Here is a 23,715-nt window from a genome sequence, read left to right on the forward strand (position 1 = left end):
CGCCCTTGTTAGCCTGCGCCGCTCCTTTCTATGCGTAAAAACCAGCCCATGCTCAAGCCAAAACACCTGCTCGCCCTGTGCCTGATCGGCGCCGCCACTGCCCAGGCCACCAGCTTTGTGATGACCACCGACGCCTTGGTCAGCCTCTCGATGAGTGCCACCAAAGGCACCAGCAGCAGCTTCAAGGATGACAAGGTCGTACTGGCGGCAAAGGACGATGCGGCAGCGTTTGTCGCCAGCCAGGGCAAGGTACGCGGCGTTCAGTTGGAATCGGCATTGCAGCATATTCGCCGCACCCTGCCGGATTTACGCGATACTGACGAGCAACTCGCCGGTGCGATCCTGATTCTGTGATAGATGAACGCAAACACCCATGATTGATACCCGATATCCCGTTGTACTGCTGGTCACCAGCCTTCTTTTGGCAGGTTGCGCATCCCCGCCCGCCGCCACTGGTCAACTGCCGCAGATCGTCGCCCATCGCGGGGGCACGGCGGACTTCCCGGAAAATACCTTGCTGGCTATCGACCAGGCCTTGGCCAATAACGTGGATGTGCTATGGCTCACGGTGCAGTTGAGCCTGGACCAGGTACCGGTGTTGTATCGACCGACAGACCTGAGCGCCAATACCGACGGCACCGGCGCCGTGGCCGGAAAAACCCTGGCCCAGTTGCAACAGCTCAATGCCGGCTGGCAATTCAAGCAGGACGGGGCCAATGGCCAGGTGACCTACCCCTACCGTACCCGTCCCGTGCCGCTGCCTTCATTGCAGCAAGCGTTGACCGTAATCCCGGCTACCACGCCGATCATCCTCGATATGAAAGCCCTGCCCGCCGACACCCAGGCCAGGGCCGTGGCCCAGGTACTGGAGCAAAACCATGCGTGGGGCCGGGTGTTGATCTACTCCACGGACGCCAGCTATCAACACGCGTTTGCCCAGTACCCCCAGGCCCGCCTGTTCGAATCCAGGGACCGAACACGCGACCGCTTGGCCAACGTCGCCCTGGCCCACAACTGCCAGCCCGCCCCCGAAGCGGGAAGTTGGGTGGCGTTTGAGTATCAGCGCAAGGCCGAGCTGGTGGAAACCTTCACCCTTGGGGAAGCACGCTCACCGGTGAATGCCAAGCTATGGACAAGGCCTGCCATCGACTGTTTCCAGTCCAGGGGCAAGGTACATATCCTGGCGATTGGCATTAACACCCAAGATGATTATCGAGCGGCGGCGTGCCGTAAAATCGATGCGGTGCTGGTGGATTCGCCCCGCGCGATGCGAGGCGTGAAGCAGCAGCTCGAATGGCCGCTGCGGTGTGACTGACGGTCAGCTCTGTTTGTAACCGCGCACTTCATCCACGCCGCGATTGGCCAACTGGTCGGCCCGCTCGTTGCCTGGGTGACCGATATGCCCGCGTACCCACTTCCAGGTGATGTTGTGGCGGTTGCACTGCTCATCCAGCAACTGCCACAGGTCGGCGTTTTTTACCGGCTCTTTGGCGGCAGTTTTCCAACCGCGCTTTTTCCAGTTGACCATCCACTCGTTGATGCCTTTCATCACGTATTGCGAGTCCGTCACCAGCAATACATCGCAACGACGCTTGAGCTCTTCCAGGCCGCGAATGGCGCCCATCAGTTCCATGCGGTTATTGGTGGTGTTGGCTTCGCCGCCCCACAACTCCTTCTCCACGCCCTTGCACACCAGCAAGGCGCCCCAGCCGCCAGGACCAGGATTGCCCTTGCAGGCGCCGTCGGTAAAGAGTTCTACGCTATCGGTCATTACGCTATCCATCAAAGCGGGATGCCGGTAATCGACCGGCAGCTCCCGAGGTCGAACACTGCGACCTGAATTCCAGAAAAGTGATTTATGGCTCGCTGGAGCGACGGTTGACCTTGGCCAGGGGCATCGGCACCAACTTGCCCATGGGCTCGCGCCGTACCTGGCTCACCGGCCGCAGCCCGACCACGATCTTGCGGGCCACCAGCAGGTAGAAACCGCCGCCGGACAACTGCCAGGCCCCAGCCCGGCGCTCCCAGCCAGCCAAACGGCCCTGCCACTTGGGCGAGGCAAGCGGCGGACGATAGCACCCGAAGCGGCGTTTCTCCAGCGCGAAGCCCAGCAGGTTCAACCAGTCACTGACCCGCGAGGGCGAGATGCAGCGGGCCTGGCGCAGCGCATCATGGGCGAAGACGTGCCGCAGGCCCCATGAACTCCAGGGGTTGATACCAACGATCAACAAATGGCCGCCCGGGCGCACGGCGCTCGCCGCTTCACGCAGCAAGCCATGGGGCGACAGGCAAAAATCCAGGCCATGCTGCATCACCACTACATCGGCGGCATGCTCGCTCAAGGGCCAGGCCTGTTCCTCGCAGACAATCTCGACCCCCGGCAACGGCGCGCCCAGGCGTACATTGCGCTGCACCTGGGGCGCAGGCGGCGGATTCTGGGCCGAAGGGCCGTAGTGCACCAGGTAGCCGCCAAAGAAGCGCTCCAGCTCTTCTTCGAGCATAAGCCGCTCTTGTTCCAGCAGAAATTGCCCGATCGGCCCGGACAGCCACTCACGGGCTGCGCTGATCAAGGCCAGCCACTCGGGATCGGCCTGGGCGAACGCTTTATCAGTCATTGCATTCTCCAACTCGCCAAGACGTTCTAAGATGCACCAATGTGTTCAGCTTGGCGAATAGAAGAATGATACAGATCAGTGCCCTGCCCGCCTTCACCGATAACTACATCTGGTTGTTACAAGACCATCGCAGCCATCGCTGCGCGGTGGTCGATCCCGGTGACGCCGCGCCTGTGCTGGCGTGGCTTAAACAGTATCCAGGCTGGACCCTCAGTGACATCCTGGTGACCCACCATCACCACGACCATGTCGGCGGTGTGGAGCAGCTCAAGCAAGTCTCGGGCGCCACGGTGTATGGCCCGGCCAACGAAAAGATCCCGGCCCGTGACGTCGCGCTCAACGATAACGACCGTATCCAGGTGCTGGGCTGGGACCTGGAGGTGTTCGCCGTGCCCGGACACACCTTGGGACATATAGCCTTTTATCATCACGGCTTGCTGTTCTGCGGCGACACCCTCTTCGCCGCCGGCTGCGGGCGTTTGTTCGAGGGCACGCCAGAACAGATGCACAACTCCCTGGAACGCCTGGCCGCCCTGCCGGCCGACACGCTGGTGTACTGCACCCACGAATACACACAAAGTAACCTGCGCTTTGCCCAGGCCGTGGAACCGGATAACGCAGATATCGCCGAACGTGTAGCAAAAGTCGGCGAACTGCGGGCAGCCGGCAAGATGACCTTACCGTCGACCCTGGCCCTGGAAAAATTGACTAACCCTTTTTTACGTACCGCGGAAACATCCGTTAAACAAAAAGCGGACGAGCGGAATGGCCGCGACAACCGCCCTGGGAGCGAGGTGTTTGCTAGCTTGCGGGCTTGGAAAGATACGTTCTAAGCAGACAGGTTCTGATACGAAATTTCTGAATGGTTGACCGGAACCAAAGCGCTTTCTAGAATCGCCCGACATTTTTGCCCGGAACTAACTTCCAGCCAATGTCGTCATCTATTCGTAAATCCAACCATTCAGACGCATTGACCCGCCTGGCTCAAGCCATTGCGGTGGCCGTTTCCGCAACTCTGGCGGGCTGCCAAACCACTCATTTCGCTGCACAATCCACCGTGCAACCCAAACCCGTTTTTACTGCCAAGATTAAGCAAAAACCCCTGTGGCTCTCAGAGAAGCCAAGCCCGCAGGTGCCCCAGGATGTCTGGGAGCGCATGCGCCAGGGGTTTCAATTGCAGGACGGTGTCGGCGTCAACCCGCGTATCGAGCAACAGCGCCTGTGGTTCGCCAGCAACCCATCGTTCCTGGAGAACGCCGGCGAACGCGGCAGCCTCTATATTCACTACATCGTCGAACGCCTTGAAGAACGCAACATGCCCCTGGAGCTGGCGCTGCTGCCAGTGATTGAAAGTGCCTACAACCCAATGGCCTATTCGCGCAGCGATGCGGTCGGCCTGTGGCAGTTCATCCCCTCCACCGGGCGCTACTTCAACCTGCGCCAGACCCGCGCCTATGATGGCCGCCGCGATATCACCGCCTCCACCACCGCCGCCCTGGACTATCTGACGCGTCTGCATGACATGTTCAACGGCGACTGGCTGCTGGCCCTGGCGGCCTATAACGCCGGTGAAGGCACGGTCAGCCGGGCCATCGAGCGCAACGAGAAACTCGGCCTGCCCACCGACTACTGGAACCTGCCGCTGCCCCAGGAAACCAAGGACTACGTGCCCAAGTTCCTGGCGCTGTCCCAAGTGGTGCTGGCCCCCGAGGCCTACGGCGTCAACCTGAACCCGATTGCCAACACGCCGTACTTCGAGATGGTTGAAGTCAAGCAAAGCATGGACCTGTCCCGGGTCGCCGCGCTGGCCGAGATCGACGAAGACGAACTGTTCCAGCTCAACCCGGCCTTCAAGCAACGCACCACCCTGGATGGCCCCCAGCATTTGCTGGTGCCCACCTCCAAGGCGCAATTGCTGGCCAGTAGCCTGTCCTCGATGAACCCCGAGGAATTGTTGAGCCTGCGCCCGAAAAAGCCAGTGTTTGACGAAGTCGAGCACAAGGCCGTGGCCGGCCGTTCGCGCAGCTACAAGGTCAAGAGCGGCGACAACCTGACGCTGATTGCCAAGGCCAACAAGGTCGACGTGCATGACCTGCAGCGTTGGAACAAGCTCAATGGCCAGGCCTTGAAAGTCGGCCAGACCCTGGTGATGCAGGACACCCGCAAGCTGGTGGCCAAGGCTGGCGGCAAGAGGCCGGTGCAGTACAAGGTCAAGAAAGGTGACTCGCTGTACATGGTTGCCAAGCGCTTCAACGTCGAGATGCAACATCTCAAGCGTTGGAACCCTCGCACTGGCCAGGCGTTGAAGCCGGGGCAGATGCTGGTGGTCTCCGGACCAAGATAAACCAAGCGCAAGCAGGCTTGTGTGGGAGCTGGCTGGCCTGCGATTGCATCGACGCGGTGTAACTGATTCACCGCAGTGCGTGCATCGCAGGCAAGCCAGCTCCCACATTTGATCTATGCACCGCTCAAGATCCCGCCGCGCCTGAAAATGGCCTTTTCAACAGTCTTTTTCCAAGTGGAACAAGCTGTTACTGTACCGATCATAAAGCCCAAGCCGCCCGGATCGGATCTCTGACTTGAAGCGTCCCCTCCTTCTACTAATAAGTCTGGCCTTGAGCTTTTGCGCGAATGCGACCATTACCGAAAACCACGGTTATGCGCAGTTCGGTACGCTCAAGTACCCGGCCAAATTCACCCACTTCGATTGGGTAAACCCCGCAGCGCCCAAGGGCGGCACCTTGCGGGTCATGGCCTTTGGCACGTTTGACACCCTCAACCCCTATACTTTCAAGGGCTCAAGCCCGGTCTCCACCGCCAATTTCCTGCAATACGGGGTCAATGAGCTCAACGAGCCGCTGATGGTTGGCACCGGCCAGTACGCGCCGTCCGGCGACGAGCCCACGTCCAGCTACGGCCTGATTGCCCGATCGGTGGAATACAGCGAAGACCGCAGTTGGGTGGTGTTCAACCTGCGCCCGCAAGCGCGTTTCCATGACGGCAAGCCCATTACCGCCGACGACGTGGCGTTTTCCTACCGCACGCTGCTGACCGAAGGCCATCCGCAATACCGCACCAACCTGCAGGAAGTGGCCCGGGTGGATGTACTCAACCCCCACCGCATTCGCTTCGTGTTCAAGCGCGCCGGCAACCCGTTGCTGATCCTGCGCCTGGGCGAGTTGCCGGTGCTGCCCCAGCATTACTGGAAAAACCGCGACTTCAAGGCCACCACCTTCGAGCCGCCGCTAGGCAGCGGGCCCTACCGGATCAGCCAGGTCCAACCGGGCCGGCAATTGGTGTTCGAACGGGTCAAGGACTATTGGGGCAAGGACCTGCCGGTCAATCGCGGTTTCTACAACTACGACAAGGTCGAAGTCGAGTTCTACCGCGACAGCGACGTGGCCTTCGAAGCATTCAAAGCCGGCGAGTTCGACATTTACATCGAACACCAGGCCAAGAACTGGGCCAATGGCTACAACTTCCCGGCAGTCAATCGCGGTGAAGTGATCAAGGCGCAGATTGCCCACCAGATCCCGACCCAGAGCCAGGGCCTGTTCATGAACAGCCGGCGCGCCACTTTCAGCCAGGCCAAGGTGCGCGAAGCGCTGGGGCTGATGTTCGATTTCGAGTGGACCAACCGCACCCTGTTCAGCGGCGCCTATAAACGCACCCTGAGCTACTACCCCAACAGCGAATTCTCCGCCAGCGGCCTGCCGGTAGGCCATGAATGGCTGATGCTCTCGCCCTACCGCGAGCAACTGCCGGCCAATCTGTTTACCCAGGCGTTCAGCCTGCCGCAGACCGAGGGGCGCGGCATCCCCCGGGAAACCTTGCGCCGGGCCCTCGGCCTACTGGCCGAAGGTGGCTGGAAACTTTCCGGGCAACGCCTGCTCAACAGCGATGGGCAGCCGCTGCGGTTTGAAATCCTGCTGGTCAACCCGAACCTGGAGCGCATCCTGCAACCGTATGTGGAAAACCTGCGCAGTATTGGCGTCGATGCGCGCTTGCGCACCGTGGACCGTGCGCAGTACAAGCAGCGCCTCGACCAGTTCGACTTCGACATGATCCTGATGACCCTCAACCAGACCCTCAGCCCCGGCCTTGAGCAGTGGCAGTACTTCCACTCCAGCCAGGCCGGGATCAAGGGCAGCAAGAACTACGCGGGCATCGCCAACCCGGTGGTCGATCACCTGCTCGAGCAGTTGCTCGCAGCCCAAACCCGCGACCAGCAAGTCGCCGCCGGCCGGGCCCTGGATCGGGTCCTATTGTGGCAGCACTACAGTATTCCCAATTGGTATCTCAACTATCATCGCCTGGCGTACCGTAACCGGTTCGCCTTCGTGACCACGCCGCCCTACAGCCTGGGCCTGAGCGCGTGGTGGCTGAAAGCATCGGAGAAACCCCAATGATGGCTTTGCGTACTGCGATTATCAGTGGCCTGCTGCTGTGCACCCAGGCTGTTGCTGCCCCTCAACATGCCTTGACCCTGTATGACGAGCCGCCCAAGTACCCGGCCAACTTCAAGCACGTCGACTACGTCAACCCGGACGCACCCAAGGGCGGCACCTTCCGTGAGTCGGCCATGGGCAGCTTCGACAGCCTCAACCCGTTTATCAGCAAGGGCGTGCCGGCCGATAACATCACCCTGGTCTACGACACCCTGGCCCAGCAGGGCCTGGACGAACCCATCACCGAATATGGCCTGATCGCCGGCAAGATCGAAAAAGCTCCGGATAACAGCTGGGTGCGTTTTTACCTGCGGCCCGAAGCGCGCTTCCACGATGGCCATCCAGTACGTGCCGAAGATGTGGTGTTCACCTTTGAAACCCTGATCAAGCAAGGCACGCCGATCTACCGCACCTACTACGCCGACGTCGCCGAAGTGGTGGCCGAAGACCCGCTGCGGGTGTTGTTCAAGTTCAAGCACACCAGCAACCGTGAGCTGCCGTTGATCCTTGGCCAGTTGCCGGTGCTGCCCAAGCACTGGTGGGCCGGCCGTGATTTTGCCAAGAGCAGCCTGGAGGTCCCGCTGGGCAGCGGGCCGTACAAAGTGGCCGAGGTCAAGCCGGGGCGCTCGATCCGCTACGAGCGGGTCAAGGACTACTGGGGCAAGGACCTGCCGATCAACAAGGGCCTGTACAACTTCGATTACCGCATCAGCGATTACTACCGCGATAACACCGTGGCCCTGGAGGCGCTCAAGGCTGGGCAGTTCGATTACTGGCAGGAAATGACGGCCAAAAACTGGGCCAATGCCTACAACGTCCCGGCCGTGGCCGAGGGCCGGCTGATCAAGGAAGAACTGCCCAACGGCAATCCCACCGGGATGCAGGGTTTTGTGTTCAATATCCGCAAGCCAATGTTCCAGGACGTGCGGGTGCGCAAGGCCATCAGCCTGTTGATGGACTTTGAATGGACCAACAAGCAACTGTTCAACGGCGCCTACACCCGCACCCGCAGCTATTTTGAAAACTCGGACATGGCCGCCACCGGCCTGCCGGGCCCGGCCGAGCTGGCGATTCTCGAACCGCTGCGCGGCAGAGTCCCGCCGCAAGCCTTCACCCAGGCCTTCGCTCCACCGAAAACCGATGCCAGCGGCATGATCCGCACCCAGCAGCGCGAAGCCTACCAACTGTTGCAGGAAGCCGGCTGGCGCATCGTTGACGACAAGATGGTCGACACCACCGGCAAGCCGGTGAGCATCGAGTTCATGCTGTTCCAGACCGACTTCGAGCGCGTCCTGCTGCCCTTCAAGCGTAACCTGGCAGACCTGGGCATCGAGCTGGTGATCCGCCGGGTCGATGTCTCGCAGTACGTCAACCGCGTGCGCTCGCGGGATTTCGACATGATGGTCGGCAGCTTCCCACAGTCCTCGTCACCGGGTAACGAGCAGCGTGAATTCTGGCAATCGGGCAGTGCCGACAACCCCGGCAGCCGCAACTACATCGGCCTCAAGGACCCGGCCATCGACGAATTGGTGGAACAGTTGATCAACGCCGACTCACGCAACAGCCTGGTGGCCCACGCCAAGGCTCTGGATCGGGTACTGCAGTTTGGCTACTACGTGATCCCCAACTGGCATATCAAAACCTACCGCGTGGCCTATTGGAATCACCTCGGCCACCCCAAGGTCCCGCCGCGCTACGACGTAGGCATCAACACCTGGTGGATCAAACCCGACACACCGCCGGCCACAACGCCACCCACCGACACCAGCGCCGACCCGGCGAGCGGAGGCGACTGACATGCTGGCTTATATTTTTCGCAGGTTGCTACTGATCATCCCGACGCTGTTCGGCATTTTGCTGATCAACTTTGTCATCATCCAGGCCGCGCCCGGCGGCCCGGTGGAGCAAATGATCGCCAAGCTCGAAGGCTTTGAAGGCGCCACCAGCCGCATCGCCGGTGGCGGTGCCGAAGTGTCGGTGGCCGGCTCCAGCTACCGGGGGGCCCAGGGCCTGGACCCGACGCTGATCAAGGAAATCGAAAAGATGTACGGCTTCGACAAGTCGGCGCCGGAACGCTTGTGGATCATGGTCAAGAACTACGCCCAGCTGGATTTTGGCGACAGCTTCTTTCGCGATGCCAAGGTCATCGACCTGATCAAGGAGAAGATGCCGGTGTCCATCTCCCTCGGGCTGTGGAGCACTCTGATCATGTACCTGGTGTCGATCCCCCTGGGGATCGCCAAGGCCACCCGCCATGGCAGCCATTTTGACGTATGGACCAGTTCGGCAATCATCGTCGGCTATGCGATCCCGGCGTTCCTGTTTGCCATCCTGTTGATCGTGGTGTTTGCCGGTGGCAGCTATTTCGACTGGTTTCCGCTACGCGGGCTGACGTCCAACAACTTCGAGGAGCTGAGCTGGGGCGCCAAGATCCTCGACTACTTCTGGCACCTGGCGCTACCGGTCACGGCTCTGGTGATCGGTAACTTCGCCACCATGACCCTGCTGACCAAGAACAGCTTTCTCGACGAAATCAACAAACAGTACGTAATCACCGCCAAGGCCAAGGGCCTGACCAATCACCGCGTGCTCTACGGCCACGTGTTCCGCAACGCCATGCTGCTGGTGATCGCCGGGTTCCCTTCGGCCTTTATCGGCATCTTCTTTACCGGCTCGCTGCTGGTGGAGGTGATTTTCTCCCTCGACGGCCTGGGCCTGATGAGTTTTGAAGCGGCGATCAATCGCGATTACCCGGTGGTGTTCGGCACCCTGTTTATCTTCACCCTGCTGGGCCTGGTGGTGAAACTGATTGGCGATTTGACCTACACCCTGGTCGACCCACGCATCGACTTCGAAAGCCGGGAGCATTGAGATGAATCTATCCCCCCTCAATCGCCGCCGCTTCGAACGCTTCAAGGCCAACAAACGCGGCTGGTGGTCGCTGTGGCTGTTCCTGATCCTGTTTGGCCTGAGCCTGGGGGCCGAGTTGATCGCCAACGACAAGCCGCTGGCCGTGCATTACGACGGCGACTGGTACTTCCCGGCGCTCAAGCGCTACCCAGAAACCACCTTCGGCGGCGAATTCCCCCTGGAAGCCAACTACAAAAGCCCGTACATCCGCGAACTGCTCAAGGCCAAGGATGCCTGGACGCTCTGGGCGCCGATCCCCTACAGCTACCAGAGCATCAATTACGACCTGAAAGTCCCGGCCCCGGCCCCGCCGTCGGCCGACAACCTGCTGGGCACCGACGACCAGGGCCGCGACGTGCTCGCACGGGTGATCTATGGCTTTCGGGTCTCGGTGCTGTTTGCCCTGACCCTCACGGTATTGAGTTCGATCATCGGCGTGGCGGCCGGGGCCTTGCAGGGGTTCTATGGCGGCTGGGTCGACCTGGCCGGCCAGCGCTTCCTGGAAATCTGGTCCGGGCTGCCGGTGCTTTACCTGCTGATCATCCTTGCCAGCTTCGTGCAGCCGAACTTCTGGTGGTTGCTGGGGATCATGCTGCTGTTTTCCTGGATGAGCCTGGTGGACGTGGTGCGCGCCGAGTTCCTGCGCGGGCGCAACCTGGAATACGTGCGCGCGGCCCGGGCCCTGGGCATGCAGAACGGCGCGATCATGTTCCGCCATATCCTGCCCAACGCCATGGTCTCGACCATGACCTTCATGCCTTTCATCCTCACCGGCGCGATTGGCACCCTGACTGCCCTGGACTTCCTGGGCTTCGGCCTGCCCGCCGGCTCGCCATCCCTGGGCGAGTTGGTGGCCCAGGGCAAATCCAACCTGCAGGCGCCATGGCTGGGCATCAGCGCCTTTGCGGTGCTGGCGATCATGTTGAGTTTGCTGGTGTTTATCGGCGAGTCCGCTCGCGATGCCTTCGACCCGAGGAAATGAGATGAATCAGGAAAATCTGATCGAAGTCCGCGACCTCAGCGTCGAGTTCGTCACCGGCGAGCAGCATCAGCGCGTGGTGGAAAACATCAGCTTCGATATTCGCCGTGGTGAAACCCTGGCCCTGGTCGGCGAAAGCGGTTCCGGCAAATCGGTGACCGCCCACTCGATCCTGCGCCTGTTGCCCTACCCCCTGGCGCGGCATCCATCCGGCACCATCGAGTATGCCGGGCAGGATCTGCTGACCCTGAAAGAAAAGCCCTTGCGCCAGATTCGCGGCAACCGCATTGCGATGATCTTCCAGGAGCCGATGACCTCGCTGAACCCACTGCACTCCATCGAAAAGCAGATCAACGAAGTACTGGGCCTGCACAAGGGCCTGACCGGCAAGGCCGCAACCCTGCGCACCCTGGAGCTGCTCGACCTGGTGGGCATCCCCGAACCGCACAAGCGCCTCAAGGCCCTGCCCCACGAATTGTCCGGCGGTCAGCGCCAGCGGGTGATGATCGCCATGGCCCTGGCCAACGAGCCGGAACTGCTGATCGCCGACGAGCCGACCACCGCCCTGGACGTGACCGTGCAGTTGAAGATCCTCGAACTGCTCAAGGAGTTGCAGGCGCGCCTGGGCATGGCGCTGCTGCTGATCAGCCATGACTTGAACCTGGTGCGGCGCATTGCCCACCGCGTGTGTGTGATGCAGCGCGGTTGCATTGTCGAGCAGGCGTCCTGTGAGGCGCTGTTCCGCTCCCCGCAGCACCCTTACACCCAGGAACTGCTGGCCGCCGAGCCCAGCGGCGGGCCGGCGACCAATGCGATTGGCCCGCCGCTGCTGGAAGTCGACGACCTCAAGGTCTGGTTCCCGATCAAAAAAGGCTTTTTGCGCAACACCGTCGACTACGTCAAGGCCGTGGATGGTATCCACTTCAGCCTGCCCCAGGGCCAGACCCTGGGCATTGTCGGTGAAAGCGGCTCGGGCAAATCCACCCTCGGCCTGGCGATCCTGCGGCTGATCGGCAGCAAGGGCGGGATCCGTTTTGAAGGCCAGCAACTGGACCAACTGACCCAACAACAGGTACGGCCATTGCGCCGGGAAATGCAGGTGGTGTTCCAGGACCCGTTTGGCAGCCTGAGCCCACGCATGTGCGTCAGCGAGATCGTCGGCGAAGGCTTGCGCATCCATAAGATCGGCACCGCTGGCGAACAGGAAGCGGCGATTATCGCGGCGCTCAAGGAAGTGGGGCTGGACCCGCAGACCCGCCACCGTTACCCCCACGAATTCTCCGGCGGTCAACGCCAACGCATCGCCATCGCCCGCGCCCTGGTACTCAAGCCGCGCCTGATCCTGCTGGACGAACCGACCTCGGCCCTGGACCGCACGGTACAGCGCCAGGTGGTGGAACTGCTGCGCAACCTGCAAGCCAAGTACAACCTGACCTACCTGTTCATCAGCCACGACCTGGCGGTGGTCAAAGCCCTGAGCCATCAGTTGATGGTGGTCAAGCAGGGCCAGGTGGTGGAACAGGGGGATGCCAAGACGATCTTCGCCGATCCGCAGCATGCCTATACCCGGCAGCTGCTGGAGGCCGCGTTCCTGGTGCCGACTTCGCGTATCTGATCTGGCTTGATGCTGGGGGGGCGGGATCCACCGCTGCCTCCCACACTTGATGTTTAGGACTGAGATAAATACCAGGGGCGGTGCGAGATAAACCTGGGACACTCCGGGATAAAACGGTCCATGGTGAGCGGAGTTCTGAAATAGAGTTGCAGCCAGTGCAATGAAAATGAACACGCTACGTAACGAGGCCGCCGCCAAACCGTCGATACCGGCACCGACAAACGCACGGGCGAAATCAGAACCGCCCAGGTGACGCTGGTGCGCACCACCGACGCGGCAGGAAAACCGATCACGTTCCGCACGGACCCAGGCTTTAACCATGCCCCTGGTACCGGGTTGGCGGACATGTTCAAACGCAAACAAGAGGCCGCCTAGGAGACTGCAATGATCACTGTCGAACTCAATAGCCCCCGCCTGCCGGAGCTGCTGATGCGCAGCATTGCCGCCGAGCTGGCCAGCCAGACCAACGCTGAAAGAGACGAATGGTAGGGAATTTGCTCAAAATAACAGCCTGGCCTGTCAATTTTGACAGTAGCCGGCTTTCCATTAGTGTTGTGTCATCTCTCCTGCAGTGCCTCATTTTTGCAGGCAATACTCACGAATCCAGTTTTGGCAAGGAGAGCGAGCATGGCAAAGCCTATTACAACGACTAATTACACTGGCGTCATTACATCAATTGGTGACTACCCTCAGATAACTATAGTTTGGGGAGAGCCAGAAAAACCTCCTACGAAGTCTGCGGTCGTAAAACCCGATGGAGGAGGAAAAGATGTGATTTTCGATATAGGTTCCAACTATGGACCGGAGGATTTTGATGGTGACGCTATAGATCCATTTCCTTTACCAGACGAACCGAGTGTTATTACAAAGTCCGATTTAGGACGGCCCACTGTGGAAGGCTCTATATCACCCTGGCCTAGCTTGCGCAGTAGTTATTTTAAGGTAGGAGATCGAGTGAGCTTTATCATCACAGATGGACCTTTAGGCGCTATACCTAATTCATTACGGAAAATTTAGTCACTTTTAACCGGCAGTTTTCTAAAAAACATCAACACTTTTTAAACTCGTTTAAAAGCCCTGGGCCACTCATTGGCCCAGGCTGTGCGCATCACTTCCAGCCAGCGCACTGTTCTTCCTACGGCCGGTACCGGCAGACGTCGAAGTGCTAAATGACGTTAACGGCGATCTAATCAACCTTTACCGAGTTGTACAGAACCAACTGGAAGAGTTTGTCAGGCAGTTCAAGTGGGCTTTGTCGAGCCGCCAGGTGTTTAAGTGGTTGCAAATAACCAGACCGGGAACGCTGACTGATATCCAGCGGGCAGCCAGATTCTATTACCTACAGCAGTCTGCCTTCGGGGGCCGCGTTAATGGTCAGACCTACGGTACGGCGACTACCACGTCACCAGGACTGAACTCGCTACGGAGCGAGGAGACTCTATCAGCAGCGCATCTTGGCTGGCAGGAGGCAATGAAGAAGTATGACCGTGAACATACGCTGTTCTACTGCGACCCTCCGTACTGGCAGACGCGGGGCTAGGGTGTTCCTTTCGGTCTGGAACAGTATGAGGCCATTATTAGCCTCAATGATCATCCTGACATTCGCAGGGTATTTGCCGGCTTTCACATGGAGAGTAGCGATATCAAGTACACGGTCGGGGGGTGGTGCGGGGAGTGATGCAAAGGAGGTTCTGATCTTTAGCTGGGATATTCAGGCCGAGCCTACCGGCCTGTTTTGATATTCTGTTGCAATGGGTGCAAAAAGAATCTGAAGTCATTTATCTCAGATTAAAGCGCGAGTTTTTCGCGCTCGGCATCAATTTGATCTGTGCAGATCTGCAGGCAACCTCTTTCGCAAAAGCAAACCAATATCATTTGCGCTGGCCGCAGGCCTTTGCTTTAATCGCGACCAATTCCTATTCACGTCATGGCATCAGCGCCGGTTGGATATTGTGTCGACTTCCCCCACGCCATTCAGTCAGCTCTACGGCAGCCACCACTCCTGGCTGCTCGGCCTGTTGCGCCGGCGCCTGAGCAATCGCTGGGATGCCGCCGACCTGGCGCAAGACACCTTTATCCGCGTCCTCAAGCGCCCGCCCGACCAGGCCGACGCCGTGCGTGAGCGCTCCTACCTGGCAACCATCGCCCGAGGCCTGTGCATCGACCATTGGCGCCGCCGTCAACTGGAACAGGCCTGGCTGCAAAGCCTCGCCGAGCGCCCGCAAGCGGTACAGCCATCGCCGGAACAGCGGGCGATCATCGTCGAAACCCTGTACGAAGTAGACGCCATGCTCGCGCGCCTGCCGCGCAAGGTCAGCGACGCCTTCCTGCTGGCGCAACTGCATGGCCTGACCTACAAGCAAATCGCCGTGCAACTGGGGGTCTGTGAGCGCATGGTGAAAAAATACATGGCCCAGGCGCTGTTGCACTGTGCGGTGCTGGAAGCCGAACTCGACGGGTTGCTGGTGGAATGAACTCCAGCGCAAAACTCAGTCACGCCAGCCTGCAGCAGGCAGCCCAATGGTATGTGCGCCTGCAAGACCCGCAAGGCGACAGCCAGGCGCAACAGCATTGGCAAATATGGCTGGGGCAGAACCCCGAGCACCAGGCCGCCTGGCGTTACGTCGAGCGCGTCAGCCAACGCTTCGCGCCCCTGACCGACGAACCCATCGGCGCTGGCCGCGCGCTGCGCAGCAGCCGGCGGCAAACCCTCAAAACGCTACTGGTGCTGGGCGCAGGTTCAGCATTGACCTGGGGCACCTGGCGCAGCACCGCCCTGCCCCGGGTGGTCGGCGGCTGGCGCGCCGACTACGCCACGGCCAGCGGCGAGATCCGCGATGCCGTGCTCACCGACGGTACCCATATCTGGCTCAACGCCCTGAGCGCCATGGACGTGCGGTTCGACGCCCGGCAGCGCCTGCTGCAACTGCGTTTTGGCGAAGTGCTGATCGACACCGCCAAGGACCTCCAGCGCCCGTTCCTGGTCGACACCGAGCACGGCCGCCTGCGCGCCCTGGGCACCCGCTTCAGTGTGTTGCAAGGCGAGGACGGCACCCACCTGAATGTCTTCGACGGCCGGGTAGAAGTGCGCACCGCCGATAGCCAGCAGGTGCGCATTATCGAGACCGGGCAACAGGCGGTGTTCGATCGGCGCACGATCCGCAGTACGGTCGCGGCATCCGCCACCCGCGAGGCGTGGAGCCGGGGTGTACTTCTGGCCGACAACCTGCCCCTGGGCCAATTGATTGGCGAACTGAACCGCTACCGGCCCGGCCACCTGGGTTGTGATCCGGCCGTGGCCCACCTGCCAGTGATGGGCTCCTTCCCGCTCAAGGACAGCGAGCATGCGTTGCGGCTGCTGGAGGCGGCGCTGCCGATCCAGGTAGACAGAGTGCTGCCTTGGTGGGTCAACGTAGGCCCCAGACACACCGCCTTGTAGGAGCTGGCTTGCCGCTTCCTACAAAAGATTGATCGGGGCAACATTTTTTCACTCCCGCAGTTCCCCTTTTCGACGTTCGTTCGGTTAACCCAGCAGACGCTTTCACATTCGCCGAATCCGTAGGGAACCTTCCATGCCGCAACCCGCTGCTTTCACGCTGCGCCCCCTGGCGCTGGCCATCACCGCGACCCTGCTCTGCCTGGGCCCGCTCAATGTGCAGGCGGTGGAAACGCCGTCTACCCAGCAAACCACGCGCAGCTACAACATCGGCGCTGGGTCGCTGGTCAGCGTGCTGAATCGCTTTGCCGAGCAGTCCGGGGTGTTTATCGCCGGCCACAACAGCCTGGCAGCCGGGAAGACCAGCCCTGGACTCAGTGGCAGCTACACCCCGGCCGCCGGGTTGCAGCGGTTATTGCAAGGCAGCGGTTTGCAGGCCCAGCCCCAGGGCGACAATGGCTATGTGCTGGAACTGGCGCCGCTCAATACCGGCGAACTGGAGCTGGGCGCCACCACCATCTCCGGCGTGGCCCTGGGTGCCACCACCGAAGACAGCCATTCCTACACCACCGGCTCGATGGCCTCGGCCACCGGCCTGCCGCTGTCGATCCGCGAGACACCGCAGTCGGTCACCGTGATCACCCGCCAGCAGATGGATGACCAGGGTTCCAACAACATCGCCGACACCCTGCGCCGCGCCCCTGGCGTCAGCGTGCAGAACTACGACAGCGAGCGCTGGGAGTTCTCCAGCCGCGGCCTGCCGATCACCAACTTCCAGTACGACGGCGTCAACTCCACCTATGACGGTGTGTATGACTACGGCACCACCAGTACCGACATGGCGGTGTACGACCACCTGGAAATCATCAAGGGCTCATCGGGCCTGATGAGCGGCTCGGGCGACCCTTCGGCCACGGTCAACCTGATCCGCAAAAAGCCCACCAAGGACTTCAAGGCCTCGGTCACCGGCACCGTGGGTTCCTGGGACAACTACCGCACCGAAGGCGATATCTCCGGGCCGCTGACCGAGTCGGGCAATGTGCGCGGGCGCTTTGTCGGGGTTTACCAGGATCGCTCGTCGTACCTGGACCACTACCAGCACACCAAGGACATTGCCTACGGCATCCTCGAAGCCGATCTGACCCCCGACACCCTGCTGACCTTCGGCATCGACCAGCAGGACACCCGCTCCCGTGGCGCCAGCTGGACCGGGTTCCCGATGTATTTCAGCAATGGCAATCGCACGAATTTCTCGCGCTCGTTCAACCCGGCTGCCGACTGGAGCCGCCGCGACTTCCAGAACCAGACGATCTTCGCCTCGGTCCAGCAAAAGCTGGCCAACGACTGGTCGCTCAAAGTCAGCCTGGACCGCAAGCGCAGCCAGCACGACACCCTGCTCGCCTCCGCCAGCGGTGGCAACCCGGACCAGGTTACCGGCGAAGGCATGTACATGTTCATGGGCAAGTACAAGGGCGACCAGGTGCAGAACACCCTCGACGTCAACCTCAACGGCCCGTTCAGCCTGTTTGGCCGCGAGCATGAGTTGATCATGGGCTTTATGGCGACCCGTTCAAAACAGGATGTGCCGGTCTACGGCTCGATCTACCCGCCAGTGGGCGGCAGCATCTATGACTGGCGTGGCGAATACGCCAAGCCGGACATCCCGCGCAGCGGCCAGAACGATATTGTGCAACGCCAGACCGGCGCCTACCTGGCGACCCGCCTCAAACCTACCGATGACCTGTCGGTGATCCTGGGTACCCGCGTCAGCAATTTCAGCAACACCGACACCACCGACTTCTACGCTGCAACGACCGCCGACGCCCGCAGCAGCTACAAGCAAACCGGGGTGGTGACGCCCTACGCCGGGGTGGTCTACGACCTCAACGATATCTGGTCGGTGTACAGCAGCTACACCAAGATCTACCGGCCACAGAACAGCAAGGACGCCGATCGCAAGTTGCTCGACGCAATCGAAGGCGACACCTACGAAGCCGGGCTCAAGGCGGCCTTTTTCGATGGCCGCCTGAATGCCAGCTTCGCCGCGTTCCGCATCGAACAGGACAATGTCGCGCAATACGTCTCGGGATTTGAAAGCGACTCGATCTATCGCCCGATTGCCGGTGCCACCACCAAGGGCTTTGAAGTGGAACTGGCCGGCGAAGTGCTGGACGGCTGGAATGTCTCGGCCGGCTACACCTACCAGCACACCCGCGATGCCAACGACGATTACGTCTACAGCTCGGTGCTGCAAACCACCACGCCGCAACAAGTGGTGCGCCTGTTCAACACCTACCGCCTGCCTGGCGCGCTGGACAAGGTGACGCTCGGTGCCGGGGTCAACTGGCAGAGCGAGTTCTTCGGCAATGTGTTCCAGCCCAACCCGAATGACACGGTCAACTTCGGCCAATACACACGCATCACCCAGGACAGCTACTACCTGGTAGACCTGATGGCGCGCTATCGCTTCAACGAGCACCTGAGTGCCACCTTGAACGTGAAAAATGCCCTGGATAAAAAGTACTACACCGGCCTGGGCAACTTCGGTACCGGCTTCTACGGCGAGCCGCGCAGCCTGCAACTGGCGACGCGCTGGGACTTCTAAGCCCTGGATACGCCCCCTAAAAATGTAGGAGCTGGCTTGCCCGCGATGTCGGTAGAGCAGTCGCCAAATCCCCCGACTGAACCACCGCCATCGCAGGCAAACCGGATCCTACATAAGGTCGGCGCTGTATTTATGTGCAATCATCGGGCTCCTACAAGATCTTCGGAGATTGCATCATGTCGCTGCCCGACCTGGCCGCCCCGCGCTTCTGGCGTGATGCCAGCCTGCCGTTTATCGAGGCGCGCACCATCGATGACGGGCGCAAGGTCTGCTACACCCGGCATGCCCACGATCATTTCTCGATTGGTGCGATCACCGCCGGGCAGAGCCTGTATATCCATGGCCCGGACACGTTCCAAATCCACACCGGCACCGTGGTGCTGATGAACCCCGGCGACGTGCACGCCTGCAATCCCATCGACGACCAGCCCTGGTCGTATCACATGCTTTATATCGACACACCCTGGCTGACCGACCTGCAACACCAGTTGGGGTTTGCCTGCGACTTGGACTTTCGCCGCTTCAGCACCACCCATACCGATGACCCGCTGCTGTTTGCCGGCCTGCTTGAGCTGTACGCCGTGCTGACCGACGAGCACGCCGAACAGCTGCACAAACACAGTGCCGTGGTGAGTTTTTTCACTGAGGTACAGCTGCGCCTGAACCCCGCTGCGACGCGGCTACGGGAGGTCAATCACAAGCTCGAACGCGCCGCCGAGTACATCCGCGAACATTGCACCGAGGCGCTGAAACTCGACGAGATCTGCCAGGCCGCGCAGCTGTCGCCGTCGTACCTGATCCGTGCGTTCAAGCAGTCTTACGGGATGACACCCCATGCATTCCTGGTCAACCAGCGGATCCAGTTTGCCCGCAACCAACTGCGCAACGGCCAGTTGATTGCCGATGTGGCACTGGCCGCAGGCTTTGCCGACCAGGCGCACTTCCAGCGCACGTTCAAGCAACACCTGGCCGCCACGCCTGGGCAATATCGCGGCTGACTCAGCCCAGCAACAGGTACGCCACACTGAGCACCAGCAACAGTGCCATGGCCCGGTTGAACAGGCGCATGCCCTGGGCATTGCTCAGGTAACGACGCAAGAACGTGCCCACATATGACCAGCACGCCACCGACAGGTAGCAAATCACCAGGTACACCGCCGCCAGTTGCCAGACCCGCGTGGCCTCGCCATCGGCCGCAAACAGCCCCATGCCCGCCACGCACGCCAGCCAGGCCTTGGGGTTGAGCCATTGCATGACCGCGCCATACAGCATCGACGGCGCAACGCCGGCCTCTTGGGCATCCAGCCGGCCGTCATCGATCGCCAGCTTGTAGGCCATGTACAGCAGGAATACCACCCCACTCCACTGGATGCCCTGGGTCAAGATCGGCCAACGCACCAGCAGTTCGTGCAGGCCCAGGCCGATCAACACCAACAACACCGTGAACCCCAGCGCCGCGCCGGCCACGTGCTTCTGGCTGGCGACAAAACCAAAGCGCGCACCCGAGCCAAGGGCGACGATATTGACGGGGCCGGGGGTGATAGAGGTCGCCAGGGCGAAGGCGGCCATGGACATGAGCACACTCATTGCACTTCCTTTTTGTAATGACAGGGGGACGAGGCCTGTACGCTACGTTCCTGTAGCCAGTGCGTATTGAAGAAAATGCCCCTGTAGGCGCCGGCAAGCCGGCGTCTACGCAAGCGTCAGGGTCGCCTTGAGCAGCCGCAGCTCCAGGTATTGCAGGAGCATGATGGTCTTGCCATCGACAATCTCTCCGCGCGTTACCATGGCGATGGCCTCGTCAAACCCCAGCTCCAGCACGTCGATATCCTCGCCTTCCTCTTCAAGCCCGCCGCCCTCGCCCACACGGTCGCCGGGTTGGTACTCACCGATAAAGAAATGAATGCGCTCGGTCACCGAACCCGGGCTCATGAATGCCGAGTAGATTTTCTCGACATGGCCGATGCGGTAGCCGGTCTCTTCCTCGGCTTCCAGGCGGATACGCTCCTCAGGGCTGGCGTTGTCCAGCAGGCCCGCGGCGGTTTCGATCAGGTAGCCGTCGTGGCCATTGACGAAGGTCGGCATGCGGAACTGGCGAATCAGCAACACCGTGCGCTGCAAGGTGTTGTACAAGAGGATGGTCGCACCATTGCCACGGTCGTACACCTCGCGGGTCTGGGCTTGCCAGCTGCCATCGCGGCGGCGCAGGTCGAAGCTGTACTTTTTCAGCAGGTACCAGTTGTCCGAGAGCAGCTCTTCGCCGGTGATGCGTACGGGGCTGTTGTCCATGGGAAGTCCTTTTGGTCGCAGGGGGGGCGCAGCATGTCGGGGACGTGCGCTCAGCGTCAAGCTGTCCTTAGGCCAGCATTGATCCGCGTTATCCGGCTACAATTGCGCCCTTTCTGCACCGGATGACCGCTTTGGCGTGTGTCTGCCGGGGGTTATCTCGACAGTGCATCTTGCGGGGTCAAGGACATGATGCTGCACATACCGACGCTCTTGATGGTCGCGGTCTTCGTTTTTTGCCTGATGGGCCTGCTCACTGTCCACGCCTGGCACCGTGTGCGCGAGCCCACCCTGGGCTATTTGGGGGTGATGCTGTTGCTGGCGTCCCTCGGCACCGCCTTGATCGTGGTGCGCGGCGTGGGCGTGGATTTTGTCGCGCTGGTCCTGGGCAATGTGGTGCTGTTGCTCAGCGCCGCCATGAACTGGACCGCCATGCGCCTGTTCGTCCATGGCAAGCCGCACCTGCCGGGCATCCTCGCAGGCCCGGCGCTGTGGCTGGTGATGTGCCTGGTGCCACCGTTTTATGGCTCGATGTCCAGCCGGGTGACCCTGTACTCCCTGGTAGCCGCCAGCTATGGCGTGCTGTCGGCGCTGGAGTTGTGGCGCCATCGCCGACACCTGGAAGTGGCCTATCTGCCGGCGGTGGGGCTGATGCTGTTTCACACGACGTTTTACTGCGTGCGCGCAGTGATCGACCCCGGCATGCCGATCAAGAATGAAAACACGCTGGTGGGCGAAGGCGTGCCGTTCTTCTCGTTCATGTTGTTCGAATCGATGCTGTATGCGATCGGCATCGCCTACGTCACCCTGGCGATGGTCAAGGAGCGCGCCGAGCTCAACTTCAAGGCCGCCGCCTTCACCGACGTACTGACCGGTATCGACAATCGCCGGGCCTTCATGCTGCATGGCGAAAAACTTCTGGCCGACAGCCAGCAACACGGCAAGCCGGTGACTTTGCTGTTATGCGACCTCGACTATTTCAAGCGCCTCAACGACAGTTTCGGGCACCCCATGGGCGACCAGGCGTTGATTGCCTTCAGCCAACTGACCTCGTCGATCCTGCGCAAGCACGATCTGTTCGCGCGCATCGGCGGCGAAGAGTTTGCCTGCCTGCTGGCCGATACCGATGAGCAAGGCGCCGTGCAGGTCGCCGAACGCATTCGCCAGCGGTTTGCCGAACTGGACCTGCTGGCGCCGGGGTTCCTCAGTGTGAGTATCGGGGTGGTGACCACCACTGCGGGCTGCCACGATCTGTCGCGGCTGTTGTCCCAGGCAGACCAGGCGCTGTACCGCGCCAAGGACCAGGGACGCAACCGCGTGCAGACCGCCTGCAACACTTTGCAAGCAATCGCTCCCTGACGGCTGTCTGAATAATCCCTTCACTGGCAAGGCATCTGGTAAAAATCCTGCTTTGCGCCTGTCCTGGAACCGCCATGTCCTCACGTTTTCTCTCACGCCTGCGTCTGCGCTGGCTGCCCCTGCTGTGCATGGCACTGCTGATCCTGGGCCTGCCGGTGGGGTGCAATGTGCTGCAACACAAGGAGCGGGAACTGGTGTTTCGTATCGAGCCCGGTACTGCCAGTTGGTATCGCGGCCTGCCCAGCGATGTGCAGGAGTTCGAACTCAAGCCGGCCAGCTTCAAGTCCGGGCAGAGCCTGCATGGCTGGTGGTGGCCGGCGGCGAAAAAAGACGCGCCGGCGATCCTCTACCTGCACGGGGTGCGCTGGAACCTCACCGGCCAATTGTTTCGCATCGAGCAACTGCACGCCCAGGGCTACTCCGTGCTGGCCATCGACTACCGGGGCTTTGGCCAGAGCCGGGGCGACCTGCCATCAGAAACCAGCGTTTACCAGGATGCACGGATTGCCTGGGAGCGCTTCCAGGTGCTGCAACCGGACCCGGGCAAGCGCCTGATCTACGGCCACTCCCTGGGCGGCGCCGTAGCCATCGACCTCGCGGCCGAACTGGGTCAGCAGGCAGCCGCGCAACAGCTGCCGCCACCGGTACGTGGGCTGGTGATCGAATCCACCTTTACCTCCCTGGCCGATGTTGCGGCGGCGGTGGCCAACACCTCGCTGCCGGTGCGCTGGTTGCTGTCGCAGAAGTTTGATTCCATCGACAAAATCGCCGATATCCACATGCCCTTGCTGGTGGTACACGGCCTCGATGACCGCTACGTACCGCCGCGTTTCAGCCAGCAATTATTTGATGCCGCCCAAGAGCCCAAGCATTTGCTGCTGGTGCCGGGAGCCAGCCACAACAACAGCCTGAGCCTGGGGGGGCGCAGCTATCGCCAGGCACTGCAGGGTTTGCTGTAAAAGTGCGAATCCGGCACCGATTTCAACGATGCGTGTCAAGCGCAAGCCGCGCGCCAAAAGGCTTGCAAATGATCCTGATCAAATATTGACCGCAGCTAGAATCGCCAGTGCTGCCGGGGCCACGCAAGGTTATCCACAGAGATACCCACGGTTTTCGTGGACAACTCTTTTTGCATTTAACCGTTTTTTATCCGCCACCACCTGCGTACCCGGCAACGGCGCCGCACATTGCCCCCTTCGCGGTCAGTTGGCCTGCGGCACCTTATCCGTGGCAATCGGCAACTCAATCCCCCAATCGCCATGCAGGTACCAGTCCTCACCGATCATCTCGGCCGGATGCATGGTGCGGTCGGCGCCGTTGCCGCAGGCCAGCGCAGTGGTCGCGCAATAACGGTCGCAGCCCCAGCAGATACGCTCGGGGTGTTTGGGGTTGAGCGGGAACGGCTTGGCCATGAGTAGGCTCCACAGCGGTGGGCGGTAATTTGATCCTACGGCCAGCGCCT

The 23,715-nt window shown here is 60.9% G+C and carries 21 protein-coding genes and 1 pseudogene; 17 read left to right on the top strand and 5 right to left on the bottom strand.

Translation table 11 applies throughout. From position 1 onward, the window contains the following. The first annotated feature begins 48 nt into the window (after positions 1-48). Together ACO77H_RS15225 and ACO77H_RS15230 are read left to right on the top strand one after the other, a co-directional pair. Positions 49-354, top strand: a complete 306-nt coding sequence (locus ACO77H_RS15225; protein ID WP_169953260.1) for a DUF2388 domain-containing protein — start codon at positions 49-51, stop codon at positions 352-354. 19 nt (positions 355-373) lie between these two features. Continuing rightward, a complete protein-coding gene (locus tag ACO77H_RS15230; protein ID WP_432754201.1) occupies positions 374-1,315 on the top strand; it encodes a glycerophosphodiester phosphodiesterase family protein in 942 nt (313 codons plus the stop codon). A 3-nt stretch (positions 1,316-1,318) separates the two neighbouring features. Here ACO77H_RS15230 and rnhA read toward each other — a convergent pair whose 3' ends face one another. Further along, positions 1,319-1,771, bottom strand: a complete 453-nt coding sequence (gene rnhA, locus ACO77H_RS15235) for a ribonuclease HI (protein WP_029291380.1) — start codon at positions 1,769-1,771, stop codon at positions 1,319-1,321. Between the two features lie 85 nt (positions 1,772-1,856). After that, positions 1,857-2,615 (bottom strand): class I SAM-dependent methyltransferase, encoded by a 759-nt coding sequence (locus tag ACO77H_RS15240; protein ID WP_169953256.1) that lies wholly within the window; start codon positions 2,613-2,615, stop codon positions 1,857-1,859. 65 nt (positions 2,616-2,680) lie between these two features. Between ACO77H_RS15240 and gloB the strand changes: the two genes are divergently transcribed. The 13 genes and pseudogenes from gloB (at position 2,681) to ACO77H_RS15305 (ending at position 19,606) form a co-directional block, all read left to right on the top strand. Beyond that, complete coding sequence (gene gloB / locus ACO77H_RS15245; protein ID WP_432754202.1) at positions 2,681-3,448, top strand: hydroxyacylglutathione hydrolase; 768 nt, start codon at positions 2,681-2,683, stop codon at positions 3,446-3,448. Positions 3,449-3,546: 98 nt separating this feature from the next. Continuing rightward, entirely contained in the window at positions 3,547-4,959 is a 1,413-nt protein-coding gene (locus ACO77H_RS15250) for a transglycosylase SLT domain-containing protein (protein ID WP_432754203.1), read from the top strand. Between the two features lie 235 nt (positions 4,960-5,194). Beyond that, positions 5,195-7,024 carry an extracellular solute-binding protein gene (locus ACO77H_RS15255; RefSeq protein ID WP_170041305.1) on the top strand — a complete coding sequence of 610 codons (1,830 nt, stop codon included), beginning with the start codon at positions 5,195-5,197 and terminating at the stop codon, positions 7,022-7,024. After that, positions 7,021-8,859 (top strand): extracellular solute-binding protein, encoded by a 1,839-nt coding sequence (locus ACO77H_RS15260; protein WP_172311531.1) that lies wholly within the window; start codon positions 7,021-7,023, stop codon positions 8,857-8,859. Before ACO77H_RS15255 ends, ACO77H_RS15260 begins: the two co-directional genes overlap by 4 nt. Position 8,860: 1 nt before the next feature. Continuing rightward, a complete protein-coding gene (locus ACO77H_RS15265; RefSeq protein WP_169953246.1) occupies positions 8,861-9,934 on the top strand; it encodes a microcin C ABC transporter permease YejB in 1,074 nt (357 codons plus the stop codon). Between the two features lies 1 nt (position 9,935). Beyond that, a complete protein-coding gene (locus ACO77H_RS15270; protein ID WP_029291368.1) occupies positions 9,936-10,955 on the top strand; it encodes an ABC transporter permease in 1,020 nt (339 codons plus the stop codon). Between the two features lies 1 nt (position 10,956). Further along, the gene (locus ACO77H_RS15275; RefSeq protein ID WP_432754204.1) at positions 10,957-12,567 is read left to right on the top strand and encodes an ABC transporter ATP-binding protein; all 1,611 of its coding nucleotides are present in this window, start codon (positions 10,957-10,959) and stop codon (positions 12,565-12,567) included. Positions 12,568-13,194: 627 nt separating this feature from the next. Further along, complete coding sequence (locus tag ACO77H_RS15280) at positions 13,195-13,584, top strand: hypothetical protein (protein WP_432754205.1); 390 nt, start codon at positions 13,195-13,197, stop codon at positions 13,582-13,584. 103 nt (positions 13,585-13,687) lie between these two features. Further along, positions 13,688-14,306: pseudogene (locus ACO77H_RS15285) on the top strand (DNA adenine methylase); the annotation flags it as partial. A 204-nt stretch (positions 14,307-14,510) separates the two neighbouring features. Further along, positions 14,511-15,041, top strand: coding sequence for a sigma-70 family RNA polymerase sigma factor (locus ACO77H_RS15290; RefSeq protein ID WP_169953240.1), 531 nt, complete (start codon positions 14,511-14,513; stop codon positions 15,039-15,041). Further along, on the top strand, positions 15,038-16,006 hold the full coding sequence (locus ACO77H_RS15295) for a FecR domain-containing protein (RefSeq protein WP_432754206.1): 969 nt from the start codon (positions 15,038-15,040) through the stop codon (positions 16,004-16,006). Before ACO77H_RS15290 ends, ACO77H_RS15295 begins: the two co-directional genes overlap by 4 nt. A gap of 133 nt (positions 16,007-16,139) precedes the next feature. After that, a complete protein-coding gene (locus ACO77H_RS15300; protein WP_170041301.1) occupies positions 16,140-18,608 on the top strand; it encodes a TonB-dependent siderophore receptor in 2,469 nt (822 codons plus the stop codon). Between the two features lie 176 nt (positions 18,609-18,784). Beyond that, positions 18,785-19,606: an AraC family transcriptional regulator gene (locus tag ACO77H_RS15305; RefSeq protein ID WP_169953235.1), complete on the top strand. Its 822-nt coding sequence runs from the start codon at positions 18,785-18,787 to the stop codon at positions 19,604-19,606. A 1-nt stretch (position 19,607) separates the two neighbouring features. Here the strand turns inward: ACO77H_RS15305 and ACO77H_RS15310 are convergent, their stop codons facing one another. After that, entirely contained in the window at positions 19,608-20,195 is a 588-nt protein-coding gene (locus tag ACO77H_RS15310; protein WP_432754207.1) for a LysE family translocator, read from the bottom strand. A 105-nt stretch (positions 20,196-20,300) separates the two neighbouring features. Next, complete coding sequence (locus tag ACO77H_RS15315; protein ID WP_169953230.1) at positions 20,301-20,897, bottom strand: NUDIX domain-containing protein; 597 nt, start codon at positions 20,895-20,897, stop codon at positions 20,301-20,303. A 186-nt stretch (positions 20,898-21,083) separates the two neighbouring features. Between ACO77H_RS15315 and ACO77H_RS15320 the strand changes: the two genes are divergently transcribed. After that, positions 21,084-22,253, top strand: a complete 1,170-nt coding sequence (locus ACO77H_RS15320; RefSeq protein WP_169953227.1) for a GGDEF domain-containing protein — start codon at positions 21,084-21,086, stop codon at positions 22,251-22,253. Between the two features lie 74 nt (positions 22,254-22,327). Next, positions 22,328-23,212 (top strand): alpha/beta hydrolase, encoded by an 885-nt coding sequence (locus tag ACO77H_RS15325; RefSeq protein WP_169953225.1) that lies wholly within the window; start codon positions 22,328-22,330, stop codon positions 23,210-23,212. 243 nt (positions 23,213-23,455) lie between these two features. On the opposite strand, the gene ACO77H_RS15330 is transcribed toward ACO77H_RS15325, so the two are convergent. Further along, positions 23,456-23,665, bottom strand: a complete 210-nt coding sequence (locus ACO77H_RS15330) for a DUF3079 domain-containing protein (RefSeq protein ID WP_170057243.1) — start codon at positions 23,663-23,665, stop codon at positions 23,456-23,458. Positions 23,666-23,715 lie beyond the last annotated feature (50 nt).

This window comes from Pseudomonas sp. WMBT8, assembly GCF_050916005.1.
Classification (GTDB): Bacteria; Pseudomonadota; Gammaproteobacteria; order Pseudomonadales; family Pseudomonadaceae; genus Aquipseudomonas.